This window comes from Mesorhizobium onobrychidis (assembly GCF_024707545.1).
Lineage (GTDB): Bacteria > Pseudomonadota > Alphaproteobacteria > Rhizobiales > Rhizobiaceae > Mesorhizobium > Mesorhizobium onobrychidis.
This window is the reverse complement of the sequence record NZ_CP062229.1, coordinates 1,429,075-1,454,468: the sequence shown is the minus strand read 5'-3', so window position 1 is coordinate 1,454,468 and position 25,394 is coordinate 1,429,075. Positions and strand designations below refer to the sequence as shown.

Genomic DNA, 25,394 nt, shown 5'->3' with positions numbered 1-25,394 from the left:
AGATGCGTATGTTCTGGGGACCACTTGCGGCGGCCACACTAGCCTGTTCTGCGGCGCTATTGCCTTTAAGCCCCGCTGCTCATGCAGCCGACCGCAGGATCGATGTATCGAACCCCAGCGTCCACCGCATTTTCCTGCCCATGTCACAGTCGGTGACAATCCAGGTGAACGCCACTCTCGGCGATATCGTCGTCGGCGACGAGAAGATCGCCGACGCCCAGCCAATGACCGACCGCACGCTCTATGTCATCGGCAAGAGCGCCGGCACCACCACCGTCAACCTCTTTTCCGAGGACAAGCGCTCGCTTGGCGTGATCCAGATCGAGGTCGGCGTCGACGTGAGCGACATGGCGCAGGCGATCCGGCAGGTCGCGCCCAATTCGCGCATCGATATCGGCTCGATCAACGGCAAGGTCAGGCTTGGCGGCCATGTCAAGGACGGCGCCACGCTGGCGGCGATCATGGAGGTCGCTCAGCAATATGGCCCCGACGCGATCATAAACGCGGTGACCGTCGACGACAGCCAGCAGGTTAACCTTGAAGTGCGGGTGCTGGAGGCCAAGCGCAATGCCGGCCGCGATCTTGGCGTCTCAATCAGGAGCACCAATGGCAGCGGCACGACCCGCACCGCAACGGGCATAGCCGCCGTCGATGAGGACGGTGTGGTGCTCGGGCCGGGCGATCTGCTTACCGGCCTTCTTTCGAACACCAACCCGTTCGCGGCGCTGATCACCCGCGTCATCGACAGCAACATCAAGGTCGACCTGATCATTGAGGCGCTCGAGGCCAAGGGCGTGGTGCGCACCCTTGCCGAACCCAACCTCACCACGCTTTCCGGTGAGCTGGCCAGCTTCAACGCCGGCGGCGAAGTGCCTATCCGCACCGACGAAGGTGATGGCGAGATCTCGGTCGAGTACAAGCAGTTCGGCGTCAATCTGCTGTTCACGCCGGTCGTGCTCGCCAACGACAAGATCAACATCAGGCTGGCGCCGGAAGTCAGCGACCTGACCGGCTTCACCGTCGCCGGCGACCCGATCTTCACCAACCGCAAGCTGTCGACCGTCGTCGAATTGCGCGACGGCCAGAGCTTCGCGGTCGGCGGGCTTTTGTCCAGCAAGAACACCAAGATCCAGAGGCAGGTGCCGTGGCTCGGCCAGGTGCCGATCGTCGGGACGCTGTTCAGGAATTCGAGCAACCAGAAGGAAGAAACCGAACTGGTCGTGATCGTGACGCCGCGTATCGTGCGGCCGGTAAAGCCTGGCGAGCAACTGGCGACGCCGTTCGACAAGACGCGGTCGGCCAACGACCCAGAGTTTTTCGTGCTCGGTCAACTGGAAGTGACCAAGGACATGGTTCGCAAATATGAACTCGGCCAAGGCGTGGTCGGTCCCTACGGCCACATGCTCGACCTCAAATCCAAGGACAAGATGATCTATGCCAAGAAATAGGATCTTGCTCATCCTCTTGTGCGCCGGCTTGCTGACGGGCTGCGCCGCCGACTACCTGAACAATTACGAAACGGTGACACTGGCTGCCGGCGACACGCAGAAATACAATTCGCTGCTGCAGACGGTCGACCCGCTCAACCCGGCGTCGAGGAACACGGCGATTGAAGGCGATGGCGCGCGCGCTGCCGCTGTTGCCCAGAGTTACAAATTTCCACCACCACCACCGCCACCGCCAGCCATAACGGTCAATGTCGGCAACACCGGCGTTGAATAGAAGGGTGCGGGTTCAGCGTCAGGCAAAGCGACTGGCGTCAGGGGAGCAAGGGCCATGCTGCGGATTGTTCGCGCGTTCTGGCACGATCAGAGGGGAATAGCGCTGATTCTGGTCAGCGTCATGCTGCCGGCGATCATCGGCTTTTCCCTGCTGGCGATCGATATGAGCCGGGTCAACAACCTCCACAACGATCTTCAGAAGGGCGCTGACGCGTTCGCGCTCGCGGCGGCAGCGGAACTGGACGGCAAGCCGGATGCGTGGACCCGGGCGGAACGAGCACTCGCCAACCTTGTCGAGAACGACAGCCGCTTCTCCAGTGTGACTGCTCGCGCCGACCTTGATAATGGCGGCGCCGTGAACGGCACGACGGCCTGCCGGAACGGAGGCGACATCGCTTGGTGCTTTCTCGCGAGCATACCGCCAAGCGATTCGACGGCCATAAATCCGCTGACGGGGGTCGACGCCAATGGAGTCGATCGGAAGGCGGCGACCAGCGCGGATGCGCAGTTTGCTATGGTTTCAGTCCAGGCAAGCCGTTTCGACGCGATCTTCCCAGCGTCCTTCGTCGGCGCCGGGGCGAACAACTTCTTCGATGTCGGCGCGACCGCCGTTGCGGGATTCGCGGGCGTCGTCGTCTGCGACATGACCCCGCTCTTCATCTGCAACCCGTTCCCGGGTCAGAACCTGCAGGATGTGGCGAACAATCAGAATTTCTACCGAAAGGGCATTAAACTTGTGATGGGCTCAACGTCGTGGGGGCCGGGCAACATGGGCTTCCTGCGCCCGCTGTCTGCCCATGGTTACGGTGAGCCAGATCTTGCCGATGACATCGCGCACGTCGATTTTCCGGAATGCGTGAACAGCAGAGGAATTTACACACAGACCGGCAATCTGACTGAAAAAGCGAAGGCGGCGTTCAATACCCGGTTCGACATGTACGGATCGCACTTCGCAAAGACCGACGCGTCGGTGCCACCGGCACCCAACATTCGAAAAGGGTTCGACTTCGCGCCAAAGGGCAACAATCCCGGCACCGACCCGTGCGACAAGATACCCGGGACCGACCTCACAAAGTTCCATGGCCTGACGCAGGACACCGCCTACCCGCTATTCGACGGGCGCATCGGTAATGGCCTGTGGGATTACGAGGGCTACGTGGCAGCCAACTACCCCAATGGTGAGCTGGATGACTTCCAACACGAAGACGGGAGCGCCTATACGAACGCCAACCCGCCGTCCCGGTATGACCTTTACAAATACGAGACGGACCCCGCCAACGGTCTGGTCGACACCCTATCAGTCGGCGGTGAAACCGGCGAAGCACTTTGCCATGCATCGCCATCGACCGATCCTGATCGGCGTTTGATCTACGCAGCAATTGTCGATTGCGCTCAATACGAGGATGAACTGAACGGACAGAGTGGCAGCATGACCGCGATGGGCTTCGCGAGTTTCTTCCTCACCGAGCCGGTTACCGGTGACGACGTGCTGGCCGAAATCGTTGACATCGATGGCAATAAGGGTCGAGGCACCATGATGGGCTTCGCGAAGGACAATGTGCAGCTTTATCGCTAGGTGCGTCGACTCCGTCCAGCGCCTCGCCCGGCAATTCCGGCGCGAGGAGCGCGGTGCAATTTTGGTCGAGATGACGTTGATCACGCCGCTGATGATTGCCCTGACGGCCGGCGTATTTGAGTTTGGCACCATTATCCATCGCAAGCTGCTGATCGAGGCGGGTCTGCGTGATGCCGCACGCTTCATGGCGCGCTGCACAGAGGACTTTGTAAACCCTGACCCAGGCACAAATTATTGCGTCTCTACTGCACAAAACATCGCTAAATACGGGACACCGGTGGCCGGGACGTTCAGGGTAGCTGACTGGGCTGCCGACGAGCCCGTCGCAATCGCGACCTACGACACTGCAAACCCGGTCGATCCAGACACGGGCTTGCAGGACTACAGAGGGACCGGCACGACCGTTCGCACAATCCGCGTGACCACTACCTACAACTATGGGGCCGGCTCGCTGTTGTTCTACATCGGGGTCGGCCCAATCACCATCGCGGCCTCGCATGAGGAGCGATTTGTTGGCTATTGACATGCGACCACGACGTGATTTCAGACAAGAGGAATGCGGAGCCGCAATGGTCGAGGCTACAATTGCCATGACCCTGCTTCTCACGCTGACGCTCGGCTTTATCGATTTCGGCTATGCGCTTTACCAATGGAACGCAGCCACAAAGGCGGTCCAAGTCGGCGCGAGGGCAGCCTCTATTTCCAATCCTGTCAGTGTCGCGCTTGCCAGCGCGGCGGTCACCACGAACGTGCCGCTGGTGGGCACGGCTATGGCGTCTGGAAGCTTCCCCACCTATTCCTGTACCGGTGCAGGCGGATGTACTGGATTCGACCAGGCGAATTTCGACGCGATCTACAATCGCATGGTCGTTTTCTTCCCCAGGCTCCAGCCGGCGAATGTCAGGATCACCTACTCCGCGACCGGCCTCGGCTATTGGGGCCGCCCAGGCGGACCGGTCCCGACGGTCACGGTCAGCCTTGAGGGTCTTACCTTCCAGTTCTTCTTTCTCAGTGGGCTTCTTGGATTCAATGACATCACCATGCCCTCCATGCTCAGCACGGTTACGGGCGAAGATATGAAAAGCACCTACCCATGAATGCCATCAACACCAAAGTTCTCCCGACCAAAAGAAAGCAGGTCGCTCTGTTCTCGTCGGATCCGCAGTTCAAACGCGAGGTGGCGACGCGGCTCGACGCGCTGGCCATCTACGATGTCAGGATTTCCGAGACGGCTGACTTCCTCAACGGCCCGCCCCCTGAGACGCGGCCGGGCATCGTCATCCTCGACGTGGCCAATGGCGAGTTGCTCGGCGAGCCCGGCATCGTCGCGGCGCGCGCCTTGTGGGCATCCGTGCCGCTGATCGCGGTTTCCGACGAATTGACCTCCGAAAAGACGCGCATCCTGGTTCGCATGAACGCCTCGGACTGGCTGCACAAGCCGCTCGACGCCAAGGAACTGCTCAACGCGGTCACATTTCACGACACCGGCAACCAGGGCACCAAGAGCCGTATCATCACTTTCATCAGCGCCAGCGGCGGCGCCGGAGCCACGACGCTCGCTCTGTCGGCGGCGGAGTTCCTGGCGTCGAAATCCACCGAACGTGCGGCTTCGACCTGCCTCGTCGACCTCGATTTCCAGAGCGCCAATTGCGGCGCCTATCTCAACCTGTTCAACCAGTTCGACCTGGCCGGCATCATCGGCCAGCCTGAAAGGCTCGATGTCGAACTGATGGATGTCATCAAGCTCTCTCGCCCGTCCGGCCTGACCCTCTATTCATTCGAGAGGCCGCAGCTGCCGTTTGAGCCGCAGGGCGCCGATTTCGTGTTCCGGCTGCTGGACCTCGTCGCCTACCGGTTCGACGACATCGTCATCGACCTGCCGAATATCGAAACCCCCTGGCAGAATTCCGTGCTTTCGACGAGCGACGAGATCTTCATCGTCTTCGAGCTCAACGTCGCCTCGCTGCGGCAAGGCAAGCGGCTCTACACGAAGATCCGCGAACTGCGCGGCAATTCGGTGAGCATCACGCTGGTCGCCAACAAGCATAAGCGCAAATGGTTCGGCAACCACTTTTCGCGCAGCGAACTCGAGAAGATCTTCAAGGCGCCGCACATCAAGTCGGTCGGCCTGGACAATGCGCTGCTGACCGACGCGCTGAACCGGGCCATCCTGCCCTCCGAAGTGGATGGGCGGGCGCGCTTCAACAAGGACCTGAAGCGGATGTTCAAAGAGCGGCTCGATGACGCTGCACGGTAGATTTCGTACCGTCCCGAGGCTTGCCGGCGCCTGCATCATCGGCCTTGCCTTGGGGATGCCGGCCTGGGAATTCGCCCATGCCCGATCTGCGCTGTCGGACCGGCCGCCGCTGCCGGCAATGGGGCCCAGCCTGCGCAAGGCGGTTGCTCTCCAAACCGCGGAACGGGCCGGCACGATCATCATCCGCAAGGACGAGAAGGCGCTTTATCTTGTGACCAGGCAGGGCCAGGCACTGCGCTACCAGATCAGCGTCGGGCGCGACGGCTTTGGCTGGACCGGCATCGTCAAGGTGGGAGCGAAAACGGAATGGCCGGAATGGCGCCCGCCCAGGGAAATGCGCGCCCGCCAGCCGGAGCTGCCGGAAATGGTGCCCGCCGGTCCCTACAATCCGCTCGGCGCCAGGGCACTCTATCTGCTGCGGGACGGGCGCGACACGCTCTACCGCATCCACGGCACCAACGATCCCAAGGGCATCGGCTTCGACGGAACATCGGGATGTTTCCGTCTTACCAACACCGATGTGATCGATCTCTTCAAGCGTGTCTCGGTCGGCGCAAAGGTGGTGGTCCAATGACGATGATCAGCGACCCGGATATGCCGGCAATCGACATTGGGCCGGCAACCCACACGGAAGAGCAAGCTGCGGTGGGGAAACCGAGCAATGCAAGGATGATCGGCGTTGTCGCCGTCGGCGCCTTGCTGATCACGGCGGTAAACATAACGGCGGCGGTCTATTTCTACCGCGGCATCAACGATCTGCGCCTTGTCGAACGGCGGCTGGAACAGCTCGGATCGTTCGAGCAACGGATCGCAGCCCGGCTCGATACGGTCAACAACGGCTTTCAAAGCCGGTTTGAAAAACTGGACAGTCAACTGCAGGGCAGCTTCAACGAAGTCAAAGGCAGTATTGCCCGGCTTGAACAGGAGCTGCCCCTGGACAGTGATGACGACATGTCAAGCGCGGCGGAGCCTCCCGTGATCACGACCAGCACCATGGCGGAAGCAGCCACCGATCTCGAAGAAGCGACCGAACCCAGTATCGTCGAAGCGCCGCGCCCGCCCAAAAAGAGGATCGCGCCGCCGCCCCCTCCCCCAAACTCTTCCTACCAGCGCATAGTGCAGCCTGACGGCAAGGTCCACTACAAGAAAATCAACTAGAAGCGACAGACACATCGAGAGACGGGTTCTTGCGTTCAGCTTTGTGCAGAGCTGCCGTCGTCTTGTCGGCAATGCCGATCGGGAGCGCGACGGCTGCGACCTGCTACCATGTTGTCAATGTCGACTTTTGGGATGTGCTCTATATCCGATCGCAGCCAAGCCACCTCTCCAGCGCGGCCGGCGCAATCGCTAGCGATCACAACGGCATCATCGTGGCCACAGGCCCATGCCGGCCGGCGGGGGCCGACCGAAAGCGGCAATGGTGCCCGGTCACCTACTATCCGTTGCCGTCAGTCAGCCTGGACGGCTACGTGAAGGCCCATTTCGTGAAGACCACGGCGTGCCCCGGGTCCTAAAGCGCGTCGCGTTTGAATGGATTCATGCGACGCGCTTTAAGTTCTTGTTCTTATGCATGTCGTTATCGCAAAACCGCTGCGCACTTTTGCGCGACGCGCTTTAGAGATCCCGCTGCAGAGCAATAAGCCGTACGGCGAGCGCTTGGGAACGCTGTCGCGCTTCGACGAGAAACGCAACATGACAATAGGCGCAGGCTGCAGTGCCCAGACCCAGCACCAGGCTGTTCTGCCATGTGAAATCGAGGATCAGCGAGAATGGATGTCCGCTCGGCGCGGTGAATGCCGCAATCGTGCTCGCTGTTTCAGAATGGCTGCTGGAAGCCATCATCAACCCGGCGAAAAGCAGAGCGGCGTGGTTGGCAAGGAAGAAGAACGCGGCCGATTTTCGCGTCCGGCAAGCCATCCAGCAGACGATCGATGCGGCGGTCAGCATGGCGGCATGAAGGACCATTGAACCGCTCAGGTAGAGGTCGACCTGCTGCCAGAACATCGTCGCCAACGGCCGCAATTCAAGCCAGATCCGCCACAGGGCGGGGCTGGCCGGATAGCTTCCGAGCAGGAACGTCGCTGCTCGCTCCCCTGCCAGAATGAGAAGAATGAGAGCCGGGAAGGCAAAAAGCAGTAGCGGCTTGCGTGTCATGTTCCCTCGCCAATCGACAAGCAGGATAGACTGCAAAGATTGCGCGAGGCTTAAGGAAAGCGGCGAACAGCATTGATCACAGGCGCAGGCGCAGCCCACAACCGTGGCGAGCGCCCGTTTTATGTGCCATTTTTGCTACATTCCCGAAACTTATGGCCCGAATTCGGTTCTTGGCCGGCCCTAAATCAATAAACACTCACGTATTCGAAGAATTTATCGGATAATTTGTCAAAGCTTCGGTGAGAAGGCTTGGCCATACAAAAAGTACCGGGCAGAAGCGTGGGTGGGGTAGACCATGAATACGACAATCAAAGTGGCCATTGGCAAGCGCCTTGGCCTGCTCTTCACATTTTCGATGCTGGCTTGCGGGGGCGCTAGTGCCCTCACGCTCAAGGAAGCGATGGCCGTGGCCGTCGAGTCCAATCCGGAGATCGGCCAAGCGGTCGAAAACCGCGAAGCAATCGAATTCGAACTGCGCCAGGCGAAAGGGCTCTATCTTCCCAGCATCGATCTCGAGGCATCCTCGGGAGCCCGTCGCCTGATCGTGTCAACCACCGCTACAGCATGCTTGAGCTGGCAGATCGCCTTGTTGTCGTCGGACAAGGCAGGATAGTTGCTGACGGGCCAAAGGAACAAGTTGTACAGGCACTGCAGAAAGTCGCTGAATAAAATAGTTTATATTAAACGAGTTCAATATAGCGGGACGGGGGGAAATGCTCAATGGTCAGCTGAACTTGTCCGGCGAGACAGTCAAGATGATCAGGTCAACGATCACCGAAGCTCAACTCCAGGTCGAGGAGTTTGGGCTCCGGCTGCAGCAGGACCCATTGGATGAACTGACGCAGGCGCTGGCAGAGCAGGGGGCGCTGCTAAAAGTCATCGCCTACGACTTCTCGATTTTCGGCGGCATCGAAGGCAAGGTCTCCGCCGACAGCCTGGTCGATCAAAAAACGGGTGTGCCCTTTTGCCAGGTACATGTCCCGACAGACAAATCGACGCTCGAACGGGATGGCAAGGCTCGTTCGATCATCCCGGGCATGATCTGCTCAGTCGACATCAAGACGGGACGCAAGACGATCCTGAGTTACCTTTTGAAGCCGATCAACAAGGCGCGTCAGGAGGCTATGAGTGAGCGCTAGCGCCACCTCTCCCCCCACCAATCCTGATCCGCTACTCCTGCCGCTCGCCAACGAGGATTTTGCACTGGAATTTCGAGTTGTGGCGCGTGGCGGAATGCGCCGCGGGATCCGCCTGGAGCGGGCTTTTTGGATATCGCTGAAGCAGATGGCTGAGAGCCGGAAGTGCACGATCGGCATGCTCATCGATGAGATAGCCGGAACTCAGGCGCAGAAGGGCAACCTGACATCGGCAATCCGGGTAGCCTGCATACGCGGTCAGGCGGAGGAAAACGTTACGTTGAGTAAGCTCGCGTCAATAAGGACAATCAACGCCATACTGGTTGCCTGCCCCTCGCCTGCATTTGCCTTGACGTCATCGAAGAAGATCCTGACTTTCAATGTTCCGTTCCAGCAACTGGTGAAGCGCCAACTGCCTTCCGGGCCAAACGACGATGCGCGGCACGATCTCAAGCTGGCGTTGGACCTCAACGTCGCCGACATTCTTGCGCGCCTCGACATCAACGGTGAAACGCCGGTCACCAGCGGATTTGTCCTCGGCACGGGCGAACGTCGGTACCGTGGTCAATTGAACGTCGTGCGGGCGCCGGTAATCGAGCCGGAGCTGCTGATGGCGTTCGTCTTCGGCTAGACCGGTTCCGGCGGTACTGAACGGTCAATCCTGGCCGAAGACGCTTCGCGTAATTTTCACGGGGATCATATCCGGCTCCGAACCTTCGCCAGGAGCAACCGTTTCAAGCGGCCTTGGGAGACTTTGCTGGGCCGGAACTCAGATCGGGAATGCTGGCGAATGGGTTCGCTGACGCTGATTATGGGTGCCTGCGTCAGTTACACACGCCGGCCGGTTTTCGCGTCGAACAGGTGGGCGCAGGCGCGATCGATCTCGATCCGCACCTGCGCGCCCTGCTTGAGCGGCAGCCGCTCGCGGAACAGGCAGGAGATTTCCTCGCCGGCGCAGTCGACCTTGGCGAAGATTTCCGAGCCCGTGGCCTCCAGAAGCGTGACCGTGCCCGGCATGCCCTGGGCAGTTGCGCGGATATGTTCGGGGCGGATGCCGCAGACAAGTTCGCGTCCTGCGGCGTCAGCCGGGCGGGCGCCTTCCGGCAGCGGCAGGATCAGCCCGCCGGCGCTGCGGAACACGCCTTCCTCGATGCGGCCGGCAATAAAATTCATGGCGGGCGAGCCGATAAAGCCGGCAACGAAGAGATTGGCCGGCTGGTCGTAGAGGTCGAGCGGCGCGCCGATCTGCTCGACCAGGCCGTCATGCAGCACGACGATCTTGTCGGCCATCGTCATGGCTTCGATCTGGTCATGCGTGACGTAGATGGTTGTTGTGCCCAGCCGCTGGTGCAGCGCCTTGATCTCGCCGCGCATCTGGACGCGCAGCTTGGCGTCGAGATTGGAGAGCGGCTCGTCGAACAGGAAGACCTGCGGGTCGCGCACGATGGCGCGGCCCATGGCGACGCGCTGGCGCTGGCCGCCGGAGAGCTGACGCGGATAGCGCTCAAGCAGCTTTTCCAGGCCGAGGATGCTGGCGGCATTCCTGACGCGGCCAGCGGTATCGGCGGGATCGGCTTTCTTGATCTTGAGGGCAAAGCCCATATTGTCGGCCACCGTCATATGCGGATAGAGCGCGTAATTCTGGAACACCATGGCGATGTTCCGGTCCCGCGCCCGCAGATTGTTGACCATACGCTCGCCGATTGTGATCTTGCCGCCCGAGATCGTTTCAAGTCCGGCGATCATGCGCAGCAGCGTCGACTTTCCGCATCCGGACGGGCCGACCAGGATGACGAACTCGCCGTCGGCGATATCGACGCTGACGTCGTGAATGATCTTGGTGGCTCCGAAAGCCTTCTGCACGTTGTTGATTGTTACCGATGCCATTGGATTTCTCCGGGAGAAAAATTGATGTCGAGCTGGAATGCGGCTTCAGCCGCCCTTGACCGCTCCGGCGGTCAGCCCGGCGACGATCTGCTTTTGCGCGAACATGGTCAGGACCAGCACCGGCAGCGTCACAACCAGTGCTGCGGCGGCGAGCGGCCCCCAACTCACCTGCTCATAGGAAAGCATGTTGTAGACGGCGACCGGCAATGTGCGCGTCTCACGGCTGGCGAGCACCACGCCGAAGACGAAATTGTTCCACGAAAAGATGACCGACAGGATGAAGGCGACAACGATGCCCGGCTTGGCGATGGGCAGGGCGACCAGCCGGAACACCTGCCAGGAGCTGGCGCCGTCGATATTGGCCGCCTCTTCCAGTTCCATCGGCGTGGTCTCGAAATAGCCGATCATCACCCAGACTACGATCGGCACCGTCACCACCAGGTGGATGATGATCTGCGGCCAAAGCGTGCCGAGTATCCCGATCCATTGGAACAGCAGAAACAGCGGGATGAGATACGATAGCCCCGGCGTCATGCGGGCGATCATGATGACGACCGCCGATTTTTCGGCCTTGAGCCGCGCTATGCCATAGCCGGCCGGTACGCCGATCAGCAGCGCCAGCAGTGTCGCCGTGCCGGTCACCAGAACCGAGTTCCAGAGATAGAGCAGGAAATTGTTCTCCTCGAACACTTTTACATAGTTCGACCAGGCGAAGCGTTCGGGGATCAGGATCGGCGGATAGGCGCCGTTGTCGATCTCGAATTTCAGCGAAAGCGAGATCATCCAGAGAAAGAAAAGAATCGCCGGCGAGACGATGACCAGGGCCGCGAAAAACAGGCCGATCTGGTTGAGCAATCGTGAGCTCATCTATTTGCCCTCCGCGTCGTTCCACTGCGAGCGCTGGCGCAGCATCAGGAGGATGAAGGACAGCGCCACGATGACGATGAAGAACACCACGGCCATGGCCGAGCCATAGCCGATGTCGTAGTAGGAAAAGGCGGTGTTGTAGAGATAGATGTTGATGGTTTCCGACGCCGTGCCCGGTCCGCCCTGGGTCATCGCATAGATGATGTCGAAGCTCTTCAGCGCATCGATGGTGCGGATGATCAACGCAATCATCAGGAACGGCGCGATCATCGGCAGGGTGAGGTAGCGGAATTGCTGCCAGGCATTGGCACCGTCGATCTCGGCGCTCTCGAACGGCTCGCGCGGTACCGAGGCTAGCCCGCCCAGCACGATCAGCATCACCAGCGGCGTCCACTGCCAGGTCTCGACCGCGACCAGCGAAGGGATGACCGTGTTGGCGTTGAATATCCATTCCTGCGCCGGGATGCCGACCAGCGATAGAAGGTAATTGAGCACGCCGAGCTGGGGATGGAACATCATGGTCCAGACCAGCGCCACGGCAACCGGCGTTGCCATCATCGGCATGACGAAGACGCCGCGCAACAGGCCGCGCAGCGGAAACCTGGCGTCGAAGATCAGGGCGGCGACAGTGCCCAAGAACATCGGCGCTGCCACCGAGAGGGAGGTGTAGGTCAGCGTATGAACAAGGGATTCCCAGAATCGCGGGTCGCTGGCCAGGCGGAGATAGTTTTCCATCCCGGCAAAGCTCCGCGACTGGCCGAGCGTCCAGCGGTTGACGCTCATCCAGAGCGTGAAAGCCCAGGGAAAGACGATCACGGCGCTAACGACGACGAGCGCCGGAACGACGAAGGGCCAGTAGTTGGGAGCCAGCCGAATCGTCTGGCTCCCTTCGATGGCCTGTTCAGTCGTCACCCCGGTGCGTTCTGGGGCAATGGCGGACATCAGCCCTGCTCGCTCCTGTCGAGAACCGGCTGGAACTGCGCGGTGGCCTTCTTCAGCTCTTCGGCAGGATCGGCACCGGCAATCATGTTGGTCAACGCCACGCCGTAGATGTCGCGGAACTCGGTGACCGGGATAATCACCGGCAGCGCCAGCCTGCTGATATTGCCGGACTGAACCACTGCATCGAGCCAGCTTGCCGGCATGGTAACGCCTTCGCGCACCTTTGGGTCTTCCAGCACCGACTTGCGGAAAGGCACGCCGGCGCCGGCCTGGAGCAGGCGCGCGCCCATGGCCGGGGAAACCGCCCACTGACAGAAGAGATAGGCAGCTTCCTTCTTTTCGCTGGAGGCGGTCACGCCGAGGCCGTCGCCAAACGTCCCGGAGGCATGCGCCTTGGGCCCCTTGGGCATGACGCCATAGCCGACCTTGCCGACCACGCGCGACTTTTCGGGATTTTCCATCGGCGGAGCAAAACCCACGCCATCGAACCACATGCCGATCTTGCCTTGCAGGAAGGCGGACTGCGCTTCAGCCCAATTGAAGCCGGTGACGCCCGGAGGGGCGGACTTGGTCATCAGCCTCTGGTAGAGGGCAGCGGCCTCGATCGCCTCGGGCGTTTCGGTGCGCAGCTTTCCCTTGTCATCGAGCGGCGTCATGTCGTAGCCGAGCATCAGCGACGTCCACACCGGCGTGTTGGCATTCTTGAGGCCGCGGGCGACGAAACCGAAAGTGTTGGTCGATGGATCGGTCAGCGCTTCGGCGGCGGCCACCAGCTGGTCGAACGATTCAGGGTATTTGAGGCCCTTGGCCTCGAACAGCTCCTTGTTCCAGTAGACGATCCAGTAGTCCACCGAGAAGGGCAGCGAACGCAGCACGCCCTGGTTGTCCTTGGCGAAAAGCATGCCGGCCTCGGCGAAATCGCTTTCGACCAGGCCGGGATCGGTCAGCGTCGGATCGGCCAGATAGCCGGCGATGTCGGCCAGCCAGCCACCCTTTTCGAACTGGCGCTTCTGCACGTGGTAGCTCAGATGCACGACATCGAAGCTCGGCTTGCCGGAGCTCAGTTCGATCACCGTCTTCTGCCGCTGCTGTTGTTCCGGCGTCGCCTCGGCATTGACCTTGATGCCGGTCAGCTCCTCGAATTCGGCGATATATTTCAGGATGGTGTCGCTGCGCGGGCTTTTAACCAGATTGACGTCGAGCGTCGTGCCGGCAAAGCGCTTCCAGTCGACGCCGGCGGAAAAACTCGGGCGAAGGCCCGCCAGGCCCGCGGCGGCGAGCGCCGTGGTTCCTGCAAGGACTTGCCTTCTTGTTGGCTTAAACGGATTGGACGACATTTCTTCCTCCCTGGGTTGCTGTCGTTGTGGATAGCGTCGCGGCAGCCGCGAACCATACGTCCTCAGATCTGGAGCGCCAACCGGCGCGCGTTGTCGATATGCCGGCTGATCGCCTCGACCGCCTTTTGCGGGTCGCGGCTCTCGAGCGCTTCGATCACCGTCAGGTGCTCTTGCATTACCGGCACGACGCGCCCGTCGATACGGAAACGCTCCTGGTGGATTAGCCTGATCTTTACCGAATTGACCAGATACGCCTTGGCGATGATCTCGTTGCCCAGCGCATCGATGAAGGTGTCATGCATGGCCCAATCGATGTTCTGGGCCCTGGCTTCCATTTCCGGCGTCGGCGCCTGCGACAGCGCTTGAGCCAGCATGTCCTCATGCTCGTGCCGCAGGCGGGCGAGCTCGGCGTCGGAGGCGTTGACGGTGAACATCGCCACCGCTTCGCGCTCCATGAACAGGCGAAACTGGAAGGCTTCGCGGATCAGGTTGATGTCGATATGAGCGATCTGCATGCCGCGCTGCGGGATGGTAGTCAAAAGCCCCTCGGCCTCGAGACGGGGCACGATCTCGCGGATGGCGCCAAGCGGCAGCCCGGTAAAGGCAACCAGTTCACGCTGCGACACGAACTGTCCCGGTCGCAGATCGCGGGCCAGCAAATGCCGCGTGAAACTGGCATAAGCTCTTTCCCTGAGGGTTGCCGGTTCGCTGCTGTCGTCCATTTCAGCGCGCTTCCCTTTGCCGGTCAGGCCGGCTCTGTCGCAAACAGCCTGTCATAGGCGGCAGCAAGCTGTTGCCGCCCCTGCGAAGCGATCGGCTCCAGCGGCGGACGGACAGCCAGCCAGCGCTCGTCGCCGGTCTTGCGCGCCACCATGACCTTCACCGCCGGGGTGACCGGATATTTGAGCAATTCGAGCACGAAGCTCTCGACACGGGCATCGTCGCGCCCATCCTCGGCCATGGCACGGATTTCACTGGTGACGAAATTGGCCATGCCGGAAATGGCGCCCTGCCCGCCCTGGCGCACACTTCTGGCCAGGTGCCGCTCGTCGCCGATCAGGATCACCAGGTCGCCATGAGCTCTTAGCAGCGCCTCGCTGTAACTCCAGTCGCCACCCGAATCCTTGACGCCGGCGACCACGCCGGGGAAGGCCGCACGCAGCCGACCGATCAGGGCAAGCGGGAGCGGCACCATGGTGACAGAAGGGATGTTGTAGAGGAGGACGTCGCGGGCCAGTGGGCCGAGCGCGGCGAAGGCGGCGGAAAACCATCCGAACAACCCGTCCTCGCTGACATTCTTGAAGTAGCTCGGTGGAGCCAGCAGGATGTTGCGGACGCCGCACTGCAAGGCATGCCGCGCCTGTTCGGCAGCGTCTTCGGCCGCATCGACCAGCACGCTGGCGACGAGCTGATGTGCCGGAATGCCGGCGGCCAGCATGGCCTCGGTGGCGATCCGCCGCTCTCCCGTGCCCACCGAGGCGCCTTCCCCGGTGGTGCCGAAGAGCGTTGCGCTGCTGCAGCCGGCGCCAAGGCAAGCCCGGGCCTGCGTGATCATGGGAGAGATGGCGATTTGCCCGGAAGCCTCGAAAGGCGTGGTGAGGGCAACCGAAAGACCAAAGCGCGAGGCCACTGCTATTCTCTCCAGAGATCAATGTGAACGCAGCACTAGCACACTAACATGTTAGTTGTAAATTGCGGCGGCGCCCTTTTCGAAACGACGTCGACATCGGACTCTATGAGGCGGATTTAGGCAGTTGCCGTTTTTCCAGCTGCGCGATCCCTACTGTCCCGTCGCGTCCGCGTAGATATCAAGGACACGGGTGATGCTGCCGATCAGAAGGTCGTGCGCGAGGGGCTTGACCCGGCCTGCCGCAACCTCGGCGTCGAGCTGCCCCAGATACTGGCTTATCAGAGGCCGGGGAATGTCCTTCTCGCTCAGCACGTCCAGCAGCGTCTGTGTCGCGCGCTGCGCCGCCTGCGTCGGCCAGTAATAGCGGATGCGGTCGCTGAACGAGAAATGCCGCTGCACGCGCTGCTCTTCCGGGGTGCCCGGATAGTATTTCTGCCAGTTGTCCGGCGACGCCAGCATGATGCGTTCCATCGCGGCAGGCAGGCTTTCGCGCGAAGGGTCCGGCGCGAGCACATCGGCGATGTGGCTGAGCCTATACAGCGCTTCGCGAAGCGCGAAGGTCAGCCAGGGGCCGACCTTGAGAATGGCGAAGCCGTCGCGAACGAGAGCGTTAAGCGCTTCGGCCGGCTGGTAGTCGGTCGAATGCGCCTCAAAAACGACTTTTGGCATGCGGTCGAGCACAGCTACCAGTTCGGTCGCCTTGTCCGGCGCATAGGGCACGATTTCGGTATTGCCGAACTCGACTCCCGGCTGGACGACGACGCCTATCGCTCGGGCAAAAGCGGCCTCGAGGCCGGCGCGGGAAAACGCTCGGGCGTGTACCTCCACCGTTCGCAAGGCATCGTCCGGCGCCGTCACATGCAAGTGGTCGAGCGCCTCCAGTGCACCGCCCGGCACCGGCACTTCGGTGCCGATGACGTACACGGGTTTCTCGCTGCCGGCGCGCTCGACCGCCGCCTCGGCGATAGCCGAAAGTTCGGCCGCGCGCGCGGCGATCGTTTCATCTGCAAGCACCGAGGGATCGTCGGCGCAGGCCATGCTCGTGTCCAGATGCATCTTGGTGAAGCCGGCGCTCGCATAGGCATCGATCATCGCCCCCGCCTTCTTCATCGCGGCGGCCGCAGCCATGTGCTTCCACGGATTGGGTCCGAGATGATCGCCGCCAAGGATCAGGCGATCGACTGGGAAACCCGCTTTCAGCGCATGCGCCTCGACGAAGCTGCGGAAGTCGGCGGGCGTCATCCCGGTGTAGCCGCCCTCGTGGTTGACTTGGTTGCAGGTGGCCTCGATCAGCACATCCGCGTGCCGCGAGGCGCCGTGGCGCAGGGCAGCCTCGATGACCAGCGGATGCGCCGAGCAGACCGAGGCGATGCCGCTTCTCTCGCCTGCGGCGCGCCTGGCCACAATGTTCGCAAACCTTCGCGTCGCGTCACTCACTGCGTGTTGCCCGTGGCGATGAATGCCTCGACCGCTTCAAGCGGGAAAATGCCTTCCATCGGCCCCTTGCGGGTGACGGCAAGCGCACCGCAGGCATTGGCGATCCGCAGGGCTTCGGCAGGAGCCGCCCCGCGCAGCCAGAACGAGACGAAGGCAGCACCGAAACAATCGCCCGCGCCGGTCGGATCGACCTCGTCAACGGCAAAGCCTGACGAGGCGACCGCACCGTTGCGATCATGATAAACGGCGCCGGCGGCGCCTTTCTTCAGGACGATGCAGGACAGGCCACGGGCCAGCAATTCGTCGACCGCGCTCTTCTCGTCCTTCGCCGATGAAAACAGGAAGAGCTCCTCGCCGCTCGGCAGGAAGATGTCGGCTCGCGCCAGCACATGATCGAGCGCCGCGCGCATGCCGGACGCCTGCATGATCTCCCGGCGGATGTTCGGGTCGAATGACACGGTTCCACCTTTGGCCTTGACAGTCTCGATCGCCGATAGCGCCACCGCGATGGCGCGGTCGGAAAACAGCGATGAACCCATGACATGGACGTGATCGGCGCTAGCGAGCAAGTTTGTTGCCGCCCCGTCGGTCTCGATCAGGCCGGAGGCGCTGTTGCGGATGTTGAAGACGAAATGCCGGCTGGCGTCGGCCCGGTAGGTGACGAAGGCCGTGCCCGTTGCATGGCCCTTGTGTACCGCGATCGCCGACACGTCGGCGCCTAGTGCCCGCAGCCGCTCTATATTCAGCCTGCCGAAATCGTCGTCGCCGACGGCGCCGATGAGACCGGCCGGCTGGCCGAGCGCCGCCGCCTGGCCGATGAAGATGGCAGGCGCTCCGGACGGGTAGGGTCCAAGCAGCGGACCAGGCTCGAGAAAGCTCTGGCCGATCCGCTCGGCCATGATCTCGACCAGAATCTCGCCGGCACTGACCAGCTTCCTCATCTCGCGGAATCCCTCCCGGCGTTTCGCCCCGGCCTCGCTTCTGATGAACCGCGCGAGCACTTTCCGGGTGACATGAATTTCGAATTCGCCCACTGGAGGTGATAGGGCTTGCGCTTTTTCGCGTCAATTAATAAATTGACGCATGAAAACTATCGAAATTGTCTGTAAAGTTTCGCCTTGCAGTTGCGCGCTGGTGCACCGTATGTAGAGACCGGGCAGCGCTCGTAGCAGCGCGGGGGCTTTGATGTCGATGACACACAAGACGATGGAGGATTTTGCTCGCTCTTGCGGCGTCTCCAGGCCGACACTGTCGAAATATTTCGACGATCCGACCAGCGTCAAGCCGGCGACGCGTCAGCGGATCGAGGTGGCGCTGCGCTCGTCCGACTACCAGCCCAATCTCTTTGCGCGCAACCTCAACCGCAAGCGGACCCGCAGCATCGGCATCGTGGTTCCGACGGTCGCCGATCCCTTCTATTCCGAGATGGTCAGCCGCATCGAACTCAGGTTGCGCGACGAAGGCTACTGGCCGATCGTGATCTCCTCGCACGGCTCGCGCGATCTCGAAGTGGAAGCGACGCGAACCATTCTTTCGCTGAAAGTCTCCGGCGCGCTGATCGCGCCGCTCGGCCTGCGCTCAGACCACCGCACGCTGGAGAAGCTGACGCAGACCATACCGATCGTCTATTTCGACACCTATCTGGAGGGCGACACGCCATTCGTCGGCAACAACAACAGCCAGAGCGTCTCGACGATCGTCGATTATCTCTGCCGTTCCGGCGATGCCCCGGTCTATTTCGATATCCCACACGTCAACCACAATTCGCGCGAACGCCTGAAGAGCTATATCGGCGCCATGCAGCGGCTCGGGCACGAGCCGGTGGTCATTGGCAACACCGATGACTACACCTGGGATTTCGAACGGATCGGCTATGAGCAGATGGAAGCGATGCTCGCCCGTGGCGGTCCGCCGGGCAAGACCATTCTGTGCGCCAACGACCGTCTCGCCTTCGGCGTGATGGCTGCCGCCTACTCGCAAGGCCGCAAGATCGGCCGCAAAGGCGATTGCGACCTGCGGGTCGCAGCCCATGACGACCATCCGCTGAGCCGCTACACCTGCCCTGCCCTCACCACCATGGCGCAGGACTTCGCTTCCATGGCGGGACACAGCGTCGAGACGCTGCTGGCCTTGCTGGACGAGGACGACGCGGCAGTTGCCCCCAAGGTCAGTCTCGACGCGACGCTGGTCATGCGTCAGTCGGCCTGAGCGTTTCCAAAGACAGGATCGAAGCCGCGCCATGCGGCAACCGCCGCGCCGACCGCTTGCCGTGCCGCCGGACCATGGCGGCCCATCGAAACGAAGCCGTGGATCTGGCCGGGCCAGCGCCGCAGGACGACCGGCACCTTGTCATCTTCCAGACGCTTCGCGTAGGCCTCGCCTTCATCGGCGAGGATGTCGTGACCGGCGATGGCGACAAAGGCCGGGGCTGCGCCGGCAAGGCTCTCGGCCTTGAGCGGCGATACGCGCCAGTCGCCAATGTCCCTGGCATCGCGGATGTAGTGGTCGCGGAACCAGGCCATGGTCGCCGCGGTGAGACCATAACCGTCGGCAAAGCGGCGATAACTGTCCGCCGCCTGCGAGGCGTCCGTGTTCGGATAGAACAGCAGTTGCGCAGTCGGCGGGTTCTTGTCGCCGCGCGCAAGCAGGCAAAGCACGGTAGCGAGATTGCCGCCGGCACTGTCCCCGGCGACAGCGATTCGTTCTGCGTCGATGCCAAGATCGCCCGCGCCGCCCTGCATGAAGGAAAGCACAGCAACGCAATCCTCGATGGCCGCCGGAAACTTATGCTCCGGCGCCAGCCGATAGTCGGGACAGACGACGACGCAGGCCGCCAGATTGGCCAACCAGCGGCAGATCTCGTCATGGGACTCGAGATTGCCGATCACCCAGCCGCCGCCATGCAGATAGAGCAGCGCAGGAGCATCCGTCGCGGCCGCGCCTTGCCCGCGGTAGATCCTGAGCGTCAACGGGCCGCCTGGCCCGGCGATGGTGCGCTCGGTCAGCGAGCTGACCGGCTCGCGCTCGCCCTGCAATGCCGGAAGGCCCTGCTCATAGGCGCGGCGCGCCTCTTCAGGCGTGCCGGCTTCGAATGGCGGGGCAGCCGCTTGCCGGTCGAGGTCGAGCACATGCCGCGCCTCCGGATCGAGCAAGGGCGAAAGCGATGTCGTCATGTTAGGTCGCCTCCGATATCAGGCAAGCAGGCCGGCCGCTTCGTCTTCCCGAAGAAGCAGCGGCTGATCAACCTTTGTGTTGACGGCGACGGACTTACGGCTCTCTCCCGAAGCGAGGATCGCCTCCATGATCTCGAGCACATGGAGTGCCAGGTCGCCGGACGCCCGCGGCCTTCTGCCGGTGGTCAGCGCGTGCGAAAGATCGGCGACGCCGAGCATGCGATAGTTGGCGCGGTCGGGCGCGGCGAAGGGCCAATTGCGCGCGCCATAGAGTTCGCTCTCACTGGGAAAGTCGGCCCAGTCGGCCCCACGTTGCGACAGCGAGACGGTGCCGCCGAACGTGTCCGGATCGGGCAGCCTGAGCGAGCCTTCCGTCCCATGCAGCTCGATAGGGTGGTTGGAATGCCTGAAGACATCCCACGAGGCGCCGAAGGTAACGGTGGCGCCTGAGCGGAACTCCAGCAGCGACAGGATGTTGGTCGGTGTGCCGACCTTGAAGCTGGTGTTCCGGTAGGGGCCTTCGGCGGTGATCAGCCGCTCCTCCTGGCCCCGCGTCGCCATCGCCATCACGCGGGCCACCGGCCCGAGCAAATTGACCAGCATCGTCAGGTAATAGGGGCCCATGTCGAAGACCGGTCCGCCGCCAGGCTGATAGTAGAATTGCGGATTGGGATGCCAATGCTCCATGCCGCGCCCCATCATGAAGGCGGTGCCGGTCACCGCGCGGCCGATCGCGCCCTCGTCCATGAGGCAGCGCGCCCGCCGTCCGGCGGCGCCAAGGAAGGTGTCCGGGGCCGAGCCCAGCAGCAGCCCGCGCTCCGCCGCCTCGGCGACAAGCCGCCGCCCGTCGCTGGCCGAGGTCGCCAGCGGCTTTTCGGTGAAGACGTGCTTTCCCGCCGAAAGCGCCGAAAACGAAATGTCGAAATGCGCCGCCGGGACGGTCAGGTTGAGGACAAGGTCGATCTCGGGATCGGCCAGCAGCGCGTCGACGCTGAGAGCCCGGATGCCGTATTCGCCGGCACGCAGGGCCGCCATGTCAGGCGATATGTCGGCGCAGGCGCGCAGCTCCACCTCGCCGAACAGAGCCGCATTGCGCAAATAGGTCATCGAGATGTTGCCGCACCCTACAACACCGATGCCGAGCTTAGCTGCTGATATTCCTGGCATTTTCTAATCCACCTCCCGACATCGCGACGCTCTGGTTGACCCATTGCACCAGCAACGGATCACATTCGCAGGCCGCTTTACAGCATTTTAAATCTTGACGCGCGTAAAAGTTTTATGGAACATGCGGAAATGCTGGTTGGGAGGCTGCCAGCGCAAGGAGGAGAAAATGACTGACATCAAAAAAGGGCCGGTCTCCGGCTCGAAGCCTGCGGCGCATGTGACGATCGCCGACCGCCGGCAGTTTCTCATCGGCAGCGCCGGCCTGCTGGGTGCGGCGGCACTTGGCCTTGGCACCGGGCTGGGCGTTCGCCGGGCGCGCGCACAGTCACGCGCCGAAATCAGCTTTGCCAGCGCCGCCTTCTTCGGCAAGGAGACTTTCGGCGATCTGATCAAGGCCTTCAACGAATCGCAGGACCGCGTTCTGGTCAAGAACATCGAGCTGCCGCCGCCGAGCTCATCGACGGAAGTCTATCAGGGCCTCGTCCAGCAGCTCGCCCGGCGCACCGGCACGCCTGATGTCTTCAGCCAGGACGTGATCTGGATCGCCGGCTTTGCCGCCGCCGGCTGGGCGCTGCCGCTCGACGAATACTTTCCGGCGGACAAGCGCAGCGCCTACTTCTCCGGAACCCTCAACGCCTGTACCTATGACGGCAAGCTGACTGCCCTGCCCTGGTTCATGGATTCGGGCATGTTCTATTACCGCAAGGACGTGCTGGAAAAGCATGGCGGCAAGGTGCCGGAAAACTGGGCCGACATGGCGACCATCGCCGCCGCCGCGCAGAAGGCCGGCGATGTCGATTTCGGCTATCTTTGGCAGGGCAAGCAGGCCGAGGTTCTGGTCTGCGACGCGGTCGAGATCATCACCTCCAACAACGGCGCGATCCTTGCCACCGACGGCAAGTCGTCGCTGATCAACCAGAAGCCGGCGGTGGACGCGATCCAGTTCCTGCACGACACCATCAACGGGACCAAGATCAGCCCGCAGGACGTCCTGTCCTGGGACGAGGAGCCGTCGCGCCAGCCGTTCACCTCGGGCAAGGCGATGTTCATGCGCAACTGGTCCTATGTCTATCCGATTGCCCAGGACGCCAAGGCTTCCCAAGTGGTGGACAAGATCGGTGTCGCGCCGCTGCCGTCCTTCCCCGGCGGCAAGAGCTCGGCCTGTCTCGGCGGCTACCAGCTTGGCGTCAACGCCAACTCCAAGCAGCGCGAAGCCGCGATCGAGTTGCTTACCTGGCTGTCGTCGACCGAGACCCAGCATCGCATCGCCTTGAACTTCGGCCTTGCGCCGACGCGCCCGGCGCTGTTCCAGGACGAGAAGATCAAGACCGAACAGCCGTTCATGGCCACCCTCGAGAACGTGTTCACCGGCGCCACCGCCCGGCCGATCACGCCCGAATATGCGAAGGTGACGCTGGCCTTGCAGTCGGGCATCTCCAAGGCGCTGGTGTCGGGCAACGTCCAGGCCGAGATGGACGCGCTGGCTGCGCAAATCAACCAGATCGTCGGCTGAACCCATGACCGCGGCGGCCACTGTTTCTGGCATTGGCCGGCCGCGGCGGTTTGGCAAGGCGCTTCCAGTTTCACTGTGGGCCTTGCTCCTGCTGACGCCGGCCTTCGTTTCGCTGGCGTCGGTTTCCTTCTACCCGATCATCAACGGGCTTTATCTCTCGTTCACCAACACCTCGCTGATCACTCAGGAGAACGAGTTCTCGGGTTTCTCCAACTATGTGCAGCTATGGGGCGACGCCCAATTCTGGAATGCCTGGTGGCACACGATGTGGTTCACCACGGCGTCCACGATACTGGAGACGGTGATCGGGCTCGGCATGGCGCTCATCCTGTGCGAGGCCTTCAAAGGACGCGGCCTGGTTCGCGCCGCCATGCTGGTTCCCTGGGCGATGCCAACCGTCGTCACCTCCAAGATGTTCGGCTGGCTGTTCGACGGCCAAAACGGCATCATCAACTATATCCTGTTGCATGCCGGGCTGATCGATCAGAACGTCAACTGGTACGGCTCGCCCGACACGGCAATGACGACCATCATCATCGCCGACGTCTGGAAGACCACACCGTTCATGGCGCTGTTGCTTTTGACCGGGCTGCAGACTGTGCCCAATTCGCTGATCGAAGCGGCGCGCATGGACGGCGCGAAAGGCTGGACCACCTTCTGGTATATCCGCCTGCCGCTGCTGATGCCGACCTTGCTGATCGCCGGCCTGTTCCGCGCGCTCGACGCGTTTCGCGTCTTCGACCTCGTCTACGTGCTGACCGGCGGCGGTCCGGCCGATTCGACCGAAACGTTGTCGACACTGTCCTACAAGGTGCTCTTCTCGACGCTGCAATTCGGCTATGGCTCGGCCGTTTCCACGGCAATGTTCGTCACCGAAGGCATCATCGCACTGGCGTTCTGCCTCTATCTCATCAGGCAGATCAGGAGGGCGCAATGAACGATACGCGTTCGCCGCTGCAGACGATCGCCATCTATCTTGGCGCCCTGCTAATCCTCATCTGGTCCGGCGGCCCGTTCATCTGGCAGTTCTCGACATCGTTCCAGCTCGACAAGGCGCTGACGTCAGGCTCGCCATCGCTGATCCCCGCGCCTTTTACGCTCGAGCACTACTACAACGCCTTCATCGAGAAGCAGCTGCACCGCTATGTCTGGAATTCGCTGGTGGTCTCGCTGGCCACTACATTCCTGTGCCTCTTCGTCGGATCGCTGGCCGCCTTCGCGCTGTCGCGGCTCAACGTCAAGGGCCGCTTCGGCATCCTGATGATCATCCTTTCGGTGTCGATGTTTCCGCAGATCGCACTGGTCGGGCCGCTCTATCTGGTGGCGACCAATCTCGGCCTGCTCGACACCTACACGGCGCTGATCATCACCTATCTGGCGCTCGGGCTGCCGCTCGTCACCTGGGTGCTGTTCGGCTATTTCGAAACGCTGCCGCGCGAGATCGACGAGGCGGCGCGCATGGACGGCGTCAGCGTTCCCGGCCTGCTCTGGCATATCATCCTGCCGATGTCGCTGCCGAGCCTGGTGACAACAGGCCTGCTTGCCTTCATCACCGCTTGGAACGAGTTCCTGTTCGCGCTCGCCTTCACCTCCAACATCGATCGCCAGACAATCCCCGTCGGCATCGCCAACTTCACCAATCTCTATTACGTGCCCTGGGGCGACATCGCCGCAGCTTCGGCCGTCGTCACCGTCCCTTTGATCATACTGGTGCTGTTCTTCCAGCGGCACATCATCGAAGGGCTGACGCAGGGCGGCATCAAGGAATGAAAGGACGATCGTGAAAGACCTGAAAGTCGGTTGCCAGACCTTTACCTGGGAAATGCTCGGAGACCGGTTTGCCGGTGGTCCCGACGATCTCTTGAAGGCGATCGCCGATGGCGGCTATGCCGGCATCGAGATCACCGACACGATGATCGGCCGCTATGCCGACAGGCCGGCGGAATTCGCGACGGCATTGAAGTCGGCCGGGCTGACTCTCGTCTCTTTCGCATTCGGCTCGAAGAGCGGCTTCACGCTGCAGGACAGGATCGGCGCCGACCTGGAAACCGCACAGCGCTGGATCGAATTCGCCGCCGCATTTCCCGGCGCCCTCGTCTCCATGGGTTCGGCCACCGTCGTGTCCGACGGCCCGCGTGACGACAAGTTTGCCATCGCTGCCGAGTTCTACAACAAGGCCGGCGAATTCGGACGCAAGGCCGGCGTCGACATCGCTGTCCATCCCAGTTCCCACCACAACACGCTGCTGTTCGACCGTGCCGACTACGACCGGATTTTCGCACTGATCGATCCGTCGCTCGTCGGCTGGGTGCCCGACACCGGCCACATATTGCGCGGCCATGAAGACATGGCAGATACGCTCACCACCTACCGCGGCCGCATCCGCTACGTGCATCTGAAGGATGTCGACGCCAGCGGCACCTGGGCCATGCTCGGCAAGGGCGTCTGCGACACCCAAGCTGTGATCGAGATCGCCAGTGCGGCGCCACATTTCAACGGCTGGCTGGTGCTGGAAGAGGAATCCGAGACTGCCGCCGCCGATCCGGCCGCCGCGGTCAAGACCAACCGCCAGACCATGCGCGGCTACGGCGCGTGAG

General features: G+C 62.1%; 25 protein-coding genes and 2 pseudogenes. 16 read left to right on the top strand and 11 right to left on the bottom strand.

Going from position 1 to position 25,394, the window contains the following annotated elements; genetic code table 11:
- The first annotated feature begins 2 nt into the window (after positions 1–2).
- From IHQ72_RS07110 to IHQ72_RS07075, 8 genes are all read left to right on the top strand, one after another.
- The gene (locus tag IHQ72_RS07110; RefSeq protein ID WP_309508784.1) at positions 3–1,448 is read left to right on the top strand and encodes a type II and III secretion system protein family protein; all 1,446 of its coding nucleotides are present in this window, start codon (positions 3–5) and stop codon (positions 1,446–1,448) included.
- A 4-nt stretch (positions 1,449–1,452) separates the two neighbouring features.
- Positions 1,453–1,722, top strand: a complete 270-nt coding sequence (locus IHQ72_RS07105) for a hypothetical protein (RefSeq protein WP_258121787.1) — start codon at positions 1,453–1,455, stop codon at positions 1,720–1,722.
- Between the two features lie 54 nt (positions 1,723–1,776).
- Complete coding sequence (locus IHQ72_RS07100) at positions 1,777–3,297, top strand: TadE/TadG family type IV pilus assembly protein (protein WP_258121786.1); 1,521 nt, start codon at positions 1,777–1,779, stop codon at positions 3,295–3,297.
- Positions 3,298–3,367: 70 nt separating this feature from the next.
- Positions 3,368–3,820, top strand: a complete 453-nt coding sequence (locus IHQ72_RS07095) for a TadE family protein (RefSeq protein WP_258123764.1) — start codon at positions 3,368–3,370, stop codon at positions 3,818–3,820.
- A complete protein-coding gene (locus tag IHQ72_RS07090; RefSeq protein WP_258121785.1) occupies positions 3,810–4,394 on the top strand; it encodes a TadE/TadG family type IV pilus assembly protein in 585 nt (194 codons plus the stop codon). The genes IHQ72_RS07095 and IHQ72_RS07090 overlap by 11 nt, the downstream gene beginning before the upstream one ends.
- On the top strand, positions 4,391–5,554 hold the full coding sequence (locus IHQ72_RS07085; RefSeq protein ID WP_258121784.1) for a CpaE/TadZ family protein: 1,164 nt from the start codon (positions 4,391–4,393) through the stop codon (positions 5,552–5,554). Before IHQ72_RS07090 ends, IHQ72_RS07085 begins: the two co-directional genes overlap by 4 nt.
- On the top strand, positions 5,538–6,128 hold the full coding sequence (locus IHQ72_RS07080; protein WP_258121783.1) for a L,D-transpeptidase: 591 nt from the start codon (positions 5,538–5,540) through the stop codon (positions 6,126–6,128). The genes IHQ72_RS07085 and IHQ72_RS07080 overlap by 17 nt, the downstream gene beginning before the upstream one ends.
- Entirely contained in the window at positions 6,125–6,712 is a 588-nt protein-coding gene (locus IHQ72_RS07075; RefSeq protein ID WP_258121782.1) for a hypothetical protein, read from the top strand. Before IHQ72_RS07080 ends, IHQ72_RS07075 begins: the two co-directional genes overlap by 4 nt.
- 456 nt (positions 6,713–7,168) lie before the next feature.
- Here the strand turns inward: IHQ72_RS07075 and IHQ72_RS07070 are convergent, their stop codons facing one another.
- Entirely contained in the window at positions 7,169–7,807 is a 639-nt protein-coding gene (locus IHQ72_RS07070) for a hypothetical protein (protein ID WP_258121781.1), read from the bottom strand.
- Between the two features lie 256 nt (positions 7,808–8,063).
- On the opposite strand from IHQ72_RS07070, the pseudogene IHQ72_RS07065 reads away from it, so the two are divergent.
- From IHQ72_RS07065 to IHQ72_RS07055, 3 genes and pseudogenes are all read left to right on the top strand, one after another.
- Positions 8,064–8,249, top strand: a pseudogene (locus IHQ72_RS07065) (channel protein TolC); the annotation flags it as partial.
- Positions 8,250–8,424: 175 nt separating this feature from the next.
- A pseudogene (locus tag IHQ72_RS07060) lies at positions 8,425–8,847 on the top strand (beta-barrel domain-containing protein); the annotation flags it as partial.
- The gene (locus tag IHQ72_RS07055; RefSeq protein WP_258121780.1) at positions 8,837–9,475 is read left to right on the top strand and encodes a ribbon-helix-helix domain-containing protein; all 639 of its coding nucleotides are present in this window, start codon (positions 8,837–8,839) and stop codon (positions 9,473–9,475) included. The pseudogene IHQ72_RS07060 and the gene IHQ72_RS07055, both read left to right, overlap by 11 nt.
- Positions 9,476–9,672: 197 nt before the next feature.
- Here IHQ72_RS07055 and IHQ72_RS07050 read toward each other — a convergent pair whose 3' ends face one another.
- From IHQ72_RS07050 to IHQ72_RS07015, 8 genes are all read right to left on the bottom strand, one after another.
- Positions 9,673–10,731 (bottom strand): ABC transporter ATP-binding protein, encoded by a 1,059-nt coding sequence (locus IHQ72_RS07050; protein ID WP_258121779.1) that lies wholly within the window; start codon positions 10,729–10,731, stop codon positions 9,673–9,675.
- A 45-nt stretch (positions 10,732–10,776) separates the two neighbouring features.
- On the bottom strand, positions 10,777–11,598 hold the full coding sequence (locus IHQ72_RS07045; RefSeq protein ID WP_023797160.1) for a carbohydrate ABC transporter permease: 822 nt from the start codon (positions 11,596–11,598) through the stop codon (positions 10,777–10,779).
- The gene (locus IHQ72_RS07040) at positions 11,599–12,540 is read right to left on the bottom strand and encodes a carbohydrate ABC transporter permease (protein WP_236385054.1); all 942 of its coding nucleotides are present in this window, start codon (positions 12,538–12,540) and stop codon (positions 11,599–11,601) included.
- Positions 12,540–13,877 carry an ABC transporter substrate-binding protein gene (locus IHQ72_RS07035; protein WP_236368759.1) on the bottom strand — a complete coding sequence of 446 codons (1,338 nt, stop codon included), beginning with the start codon at positions 13,875–13,877 and terminating at the stop codon, positions 12,540–12,542. Before IHQ72_RS07035 ends, IHQ72_RS07040 begins: the two co-directional genes overlap by 1 nt.
- A 62-nt stretch (positions 13,878–13,939) precedes the next feature.
- Positions 13,940–14,599, bottom strand: coding sequence for a GntR family transcriptional regulator (locus IHQ72_RS07030; RefSeq protein WP_258121778.1), 660 nt, complete (start codon positions 14,597–14,599; stop codon positions 13,940–13,942).
- A 23-nt stretch (positions 14,600–14,622) separates the two neighbouring features.
- On the bottom strand, positions 14,623–15,507 hold the full coding sequence (locus tag IHQ72_RS07025; protein WP_258121777.1) for a dihydrodipicolinate synthase family protein: 885 nt from the start codon (positions 15,505–15,507) through the stop codon (positions 14,623–14,625).
- Between the two features lie 150 nt (positions 15,508–15,657).
- A complete protein-coding gene (locus IHQ72_RS07020; RefSeq protein WP_258121776.1) occupies positions 15,658–16,944 on the bottom strand; it encodes a D-tagatose-bisphosphate aldolase, class II, non-catalytic subunit in 1,287 nt (428 codons plus the stop codon).
- The gene (locus IHQ72_RS07015) at positions 16,941–17,885 is read right to left on the bottom strand and encodes a sugar kinase (RefSeq protein ID WP_258121775.1); all 945 of its coding nucleotides are present in this window, start codon (positions 17,883–17,885) and stop codon (positions 16,941–16,943) included. Before IHQ72_RS07015 ends, IHQ72_RS07020 begins: the two co-directional genes overlap by 4 nt.
- Positions 17,886–18,129: 244 nt before the next feature.
- Between IHQ72_RS07015 and IHQ72_RS07010 the strand changes: the two genes are divergently transcribed.
- Entirely contained in the window at positions 18,130–19,152 is a 1,023-nt protein-coding gene (locus IHQ72_RS07010; RefSeq protein WP_374120335.1) for a LacI family DNA-binding transcriptional regulator, read from the top strand.
- Here IHQ72_RS07010 and IHQ72_RS07005 read toward each other — a convergent pair.
- Both IHQ72_RS07005 and IHQ72_RS07000 read right to left on the bottom strand, forming a co-directional pair.
- Complete coding sequence (locus tag IHQ72_RS07005; RefSeq protein ID WP_258121773.1) at positions 19,140–20,117, bottom strand: alpha/beta hydrolase; 978 nt, start codon at positions 20,115–20,117, stop codon at positions 19,140–19,142. The genes IHQ72_RS07010 and IHQ72_RS07005 overlap by 13 nt on opposite strands.
- An 18-nt stretch (positions 20,118–20,135) precedes the next feature.
- Positions 20,136–21,284: a Gfo/Idh/MocA family protein gene (locus IHQ72_RS07000; RefSeq protein WP_258121772.1), complete on the bottom strand. Its 1,149-nt coding sequence runs from the start codon at positions 21,282–21,284 to the stop codon at positions 20,136–20,138.
- 166 nt (positions 21,285–21,450) lie between these two features.
- Here IHQ72_RS07000 and IHQ72_RS06995 point away from each other — a divergent pair, with 166 nt between their 5' ends.
- Genes IHQ72_RS06995 through IHQ72_RS06980 form a run of 4 tightly spaced genes read left to right on the top strand, consistent with a single transcriptional unit; the run spans position 21,451 to position 25,393 of the window.
- Complete coding sequence (locus IHQ72_RS06995; protein ID WP_258121771.1) at positions 21,451–22,797, top strand: ABC transporter substrate-binding protein; 1,347 nt, start codon at positions 21,451–21,453, stop codon at positions 22,795–22,797.
- Between the two features lie 4 nt (positions 22,798–22,801).
- Positions 22,802–23,734, top strand: a complete 933-nt coding sequence (locus tag IHQ72_RS06990; RefSeq protein ID WP_258121770.1) for a carbohydrate ABC transporter permease — start codon at positions 22,802–22,804, stop codon at positions 23,732–23,734.
- On the top strand, positions 23,731–24,567 hold the full coding sequence (locus IHQ72_RS06985; protein ID WP_258121769.1) for a carbohydrate ABC transporter permease: 837 nt from the start codon (positions 23,731–23,733) through the stop codon (positions 24,565–24,567). The genes IHQ72_RS06990 and IHQ72_RS06985 overlap by 4 nt, the downstream gene beginning before the upstream one ends.
- 52 nt (positions 24,568–24,619) lie before the next feature.
- Positions 24,620–25,393: a sugar phosphate isomerase/epimerase family protein gene (locus tag IHQ72_RS06980; protein WP_258123762.1), complete on the top strand. Its 774-nt coding sequence runs from the start codon at positions 24,620–24,622 to the stop codon at positions 25,391–25,393.
- The last annotated feature ends 1 nt before the right edge of the window (position 25,394 follow it).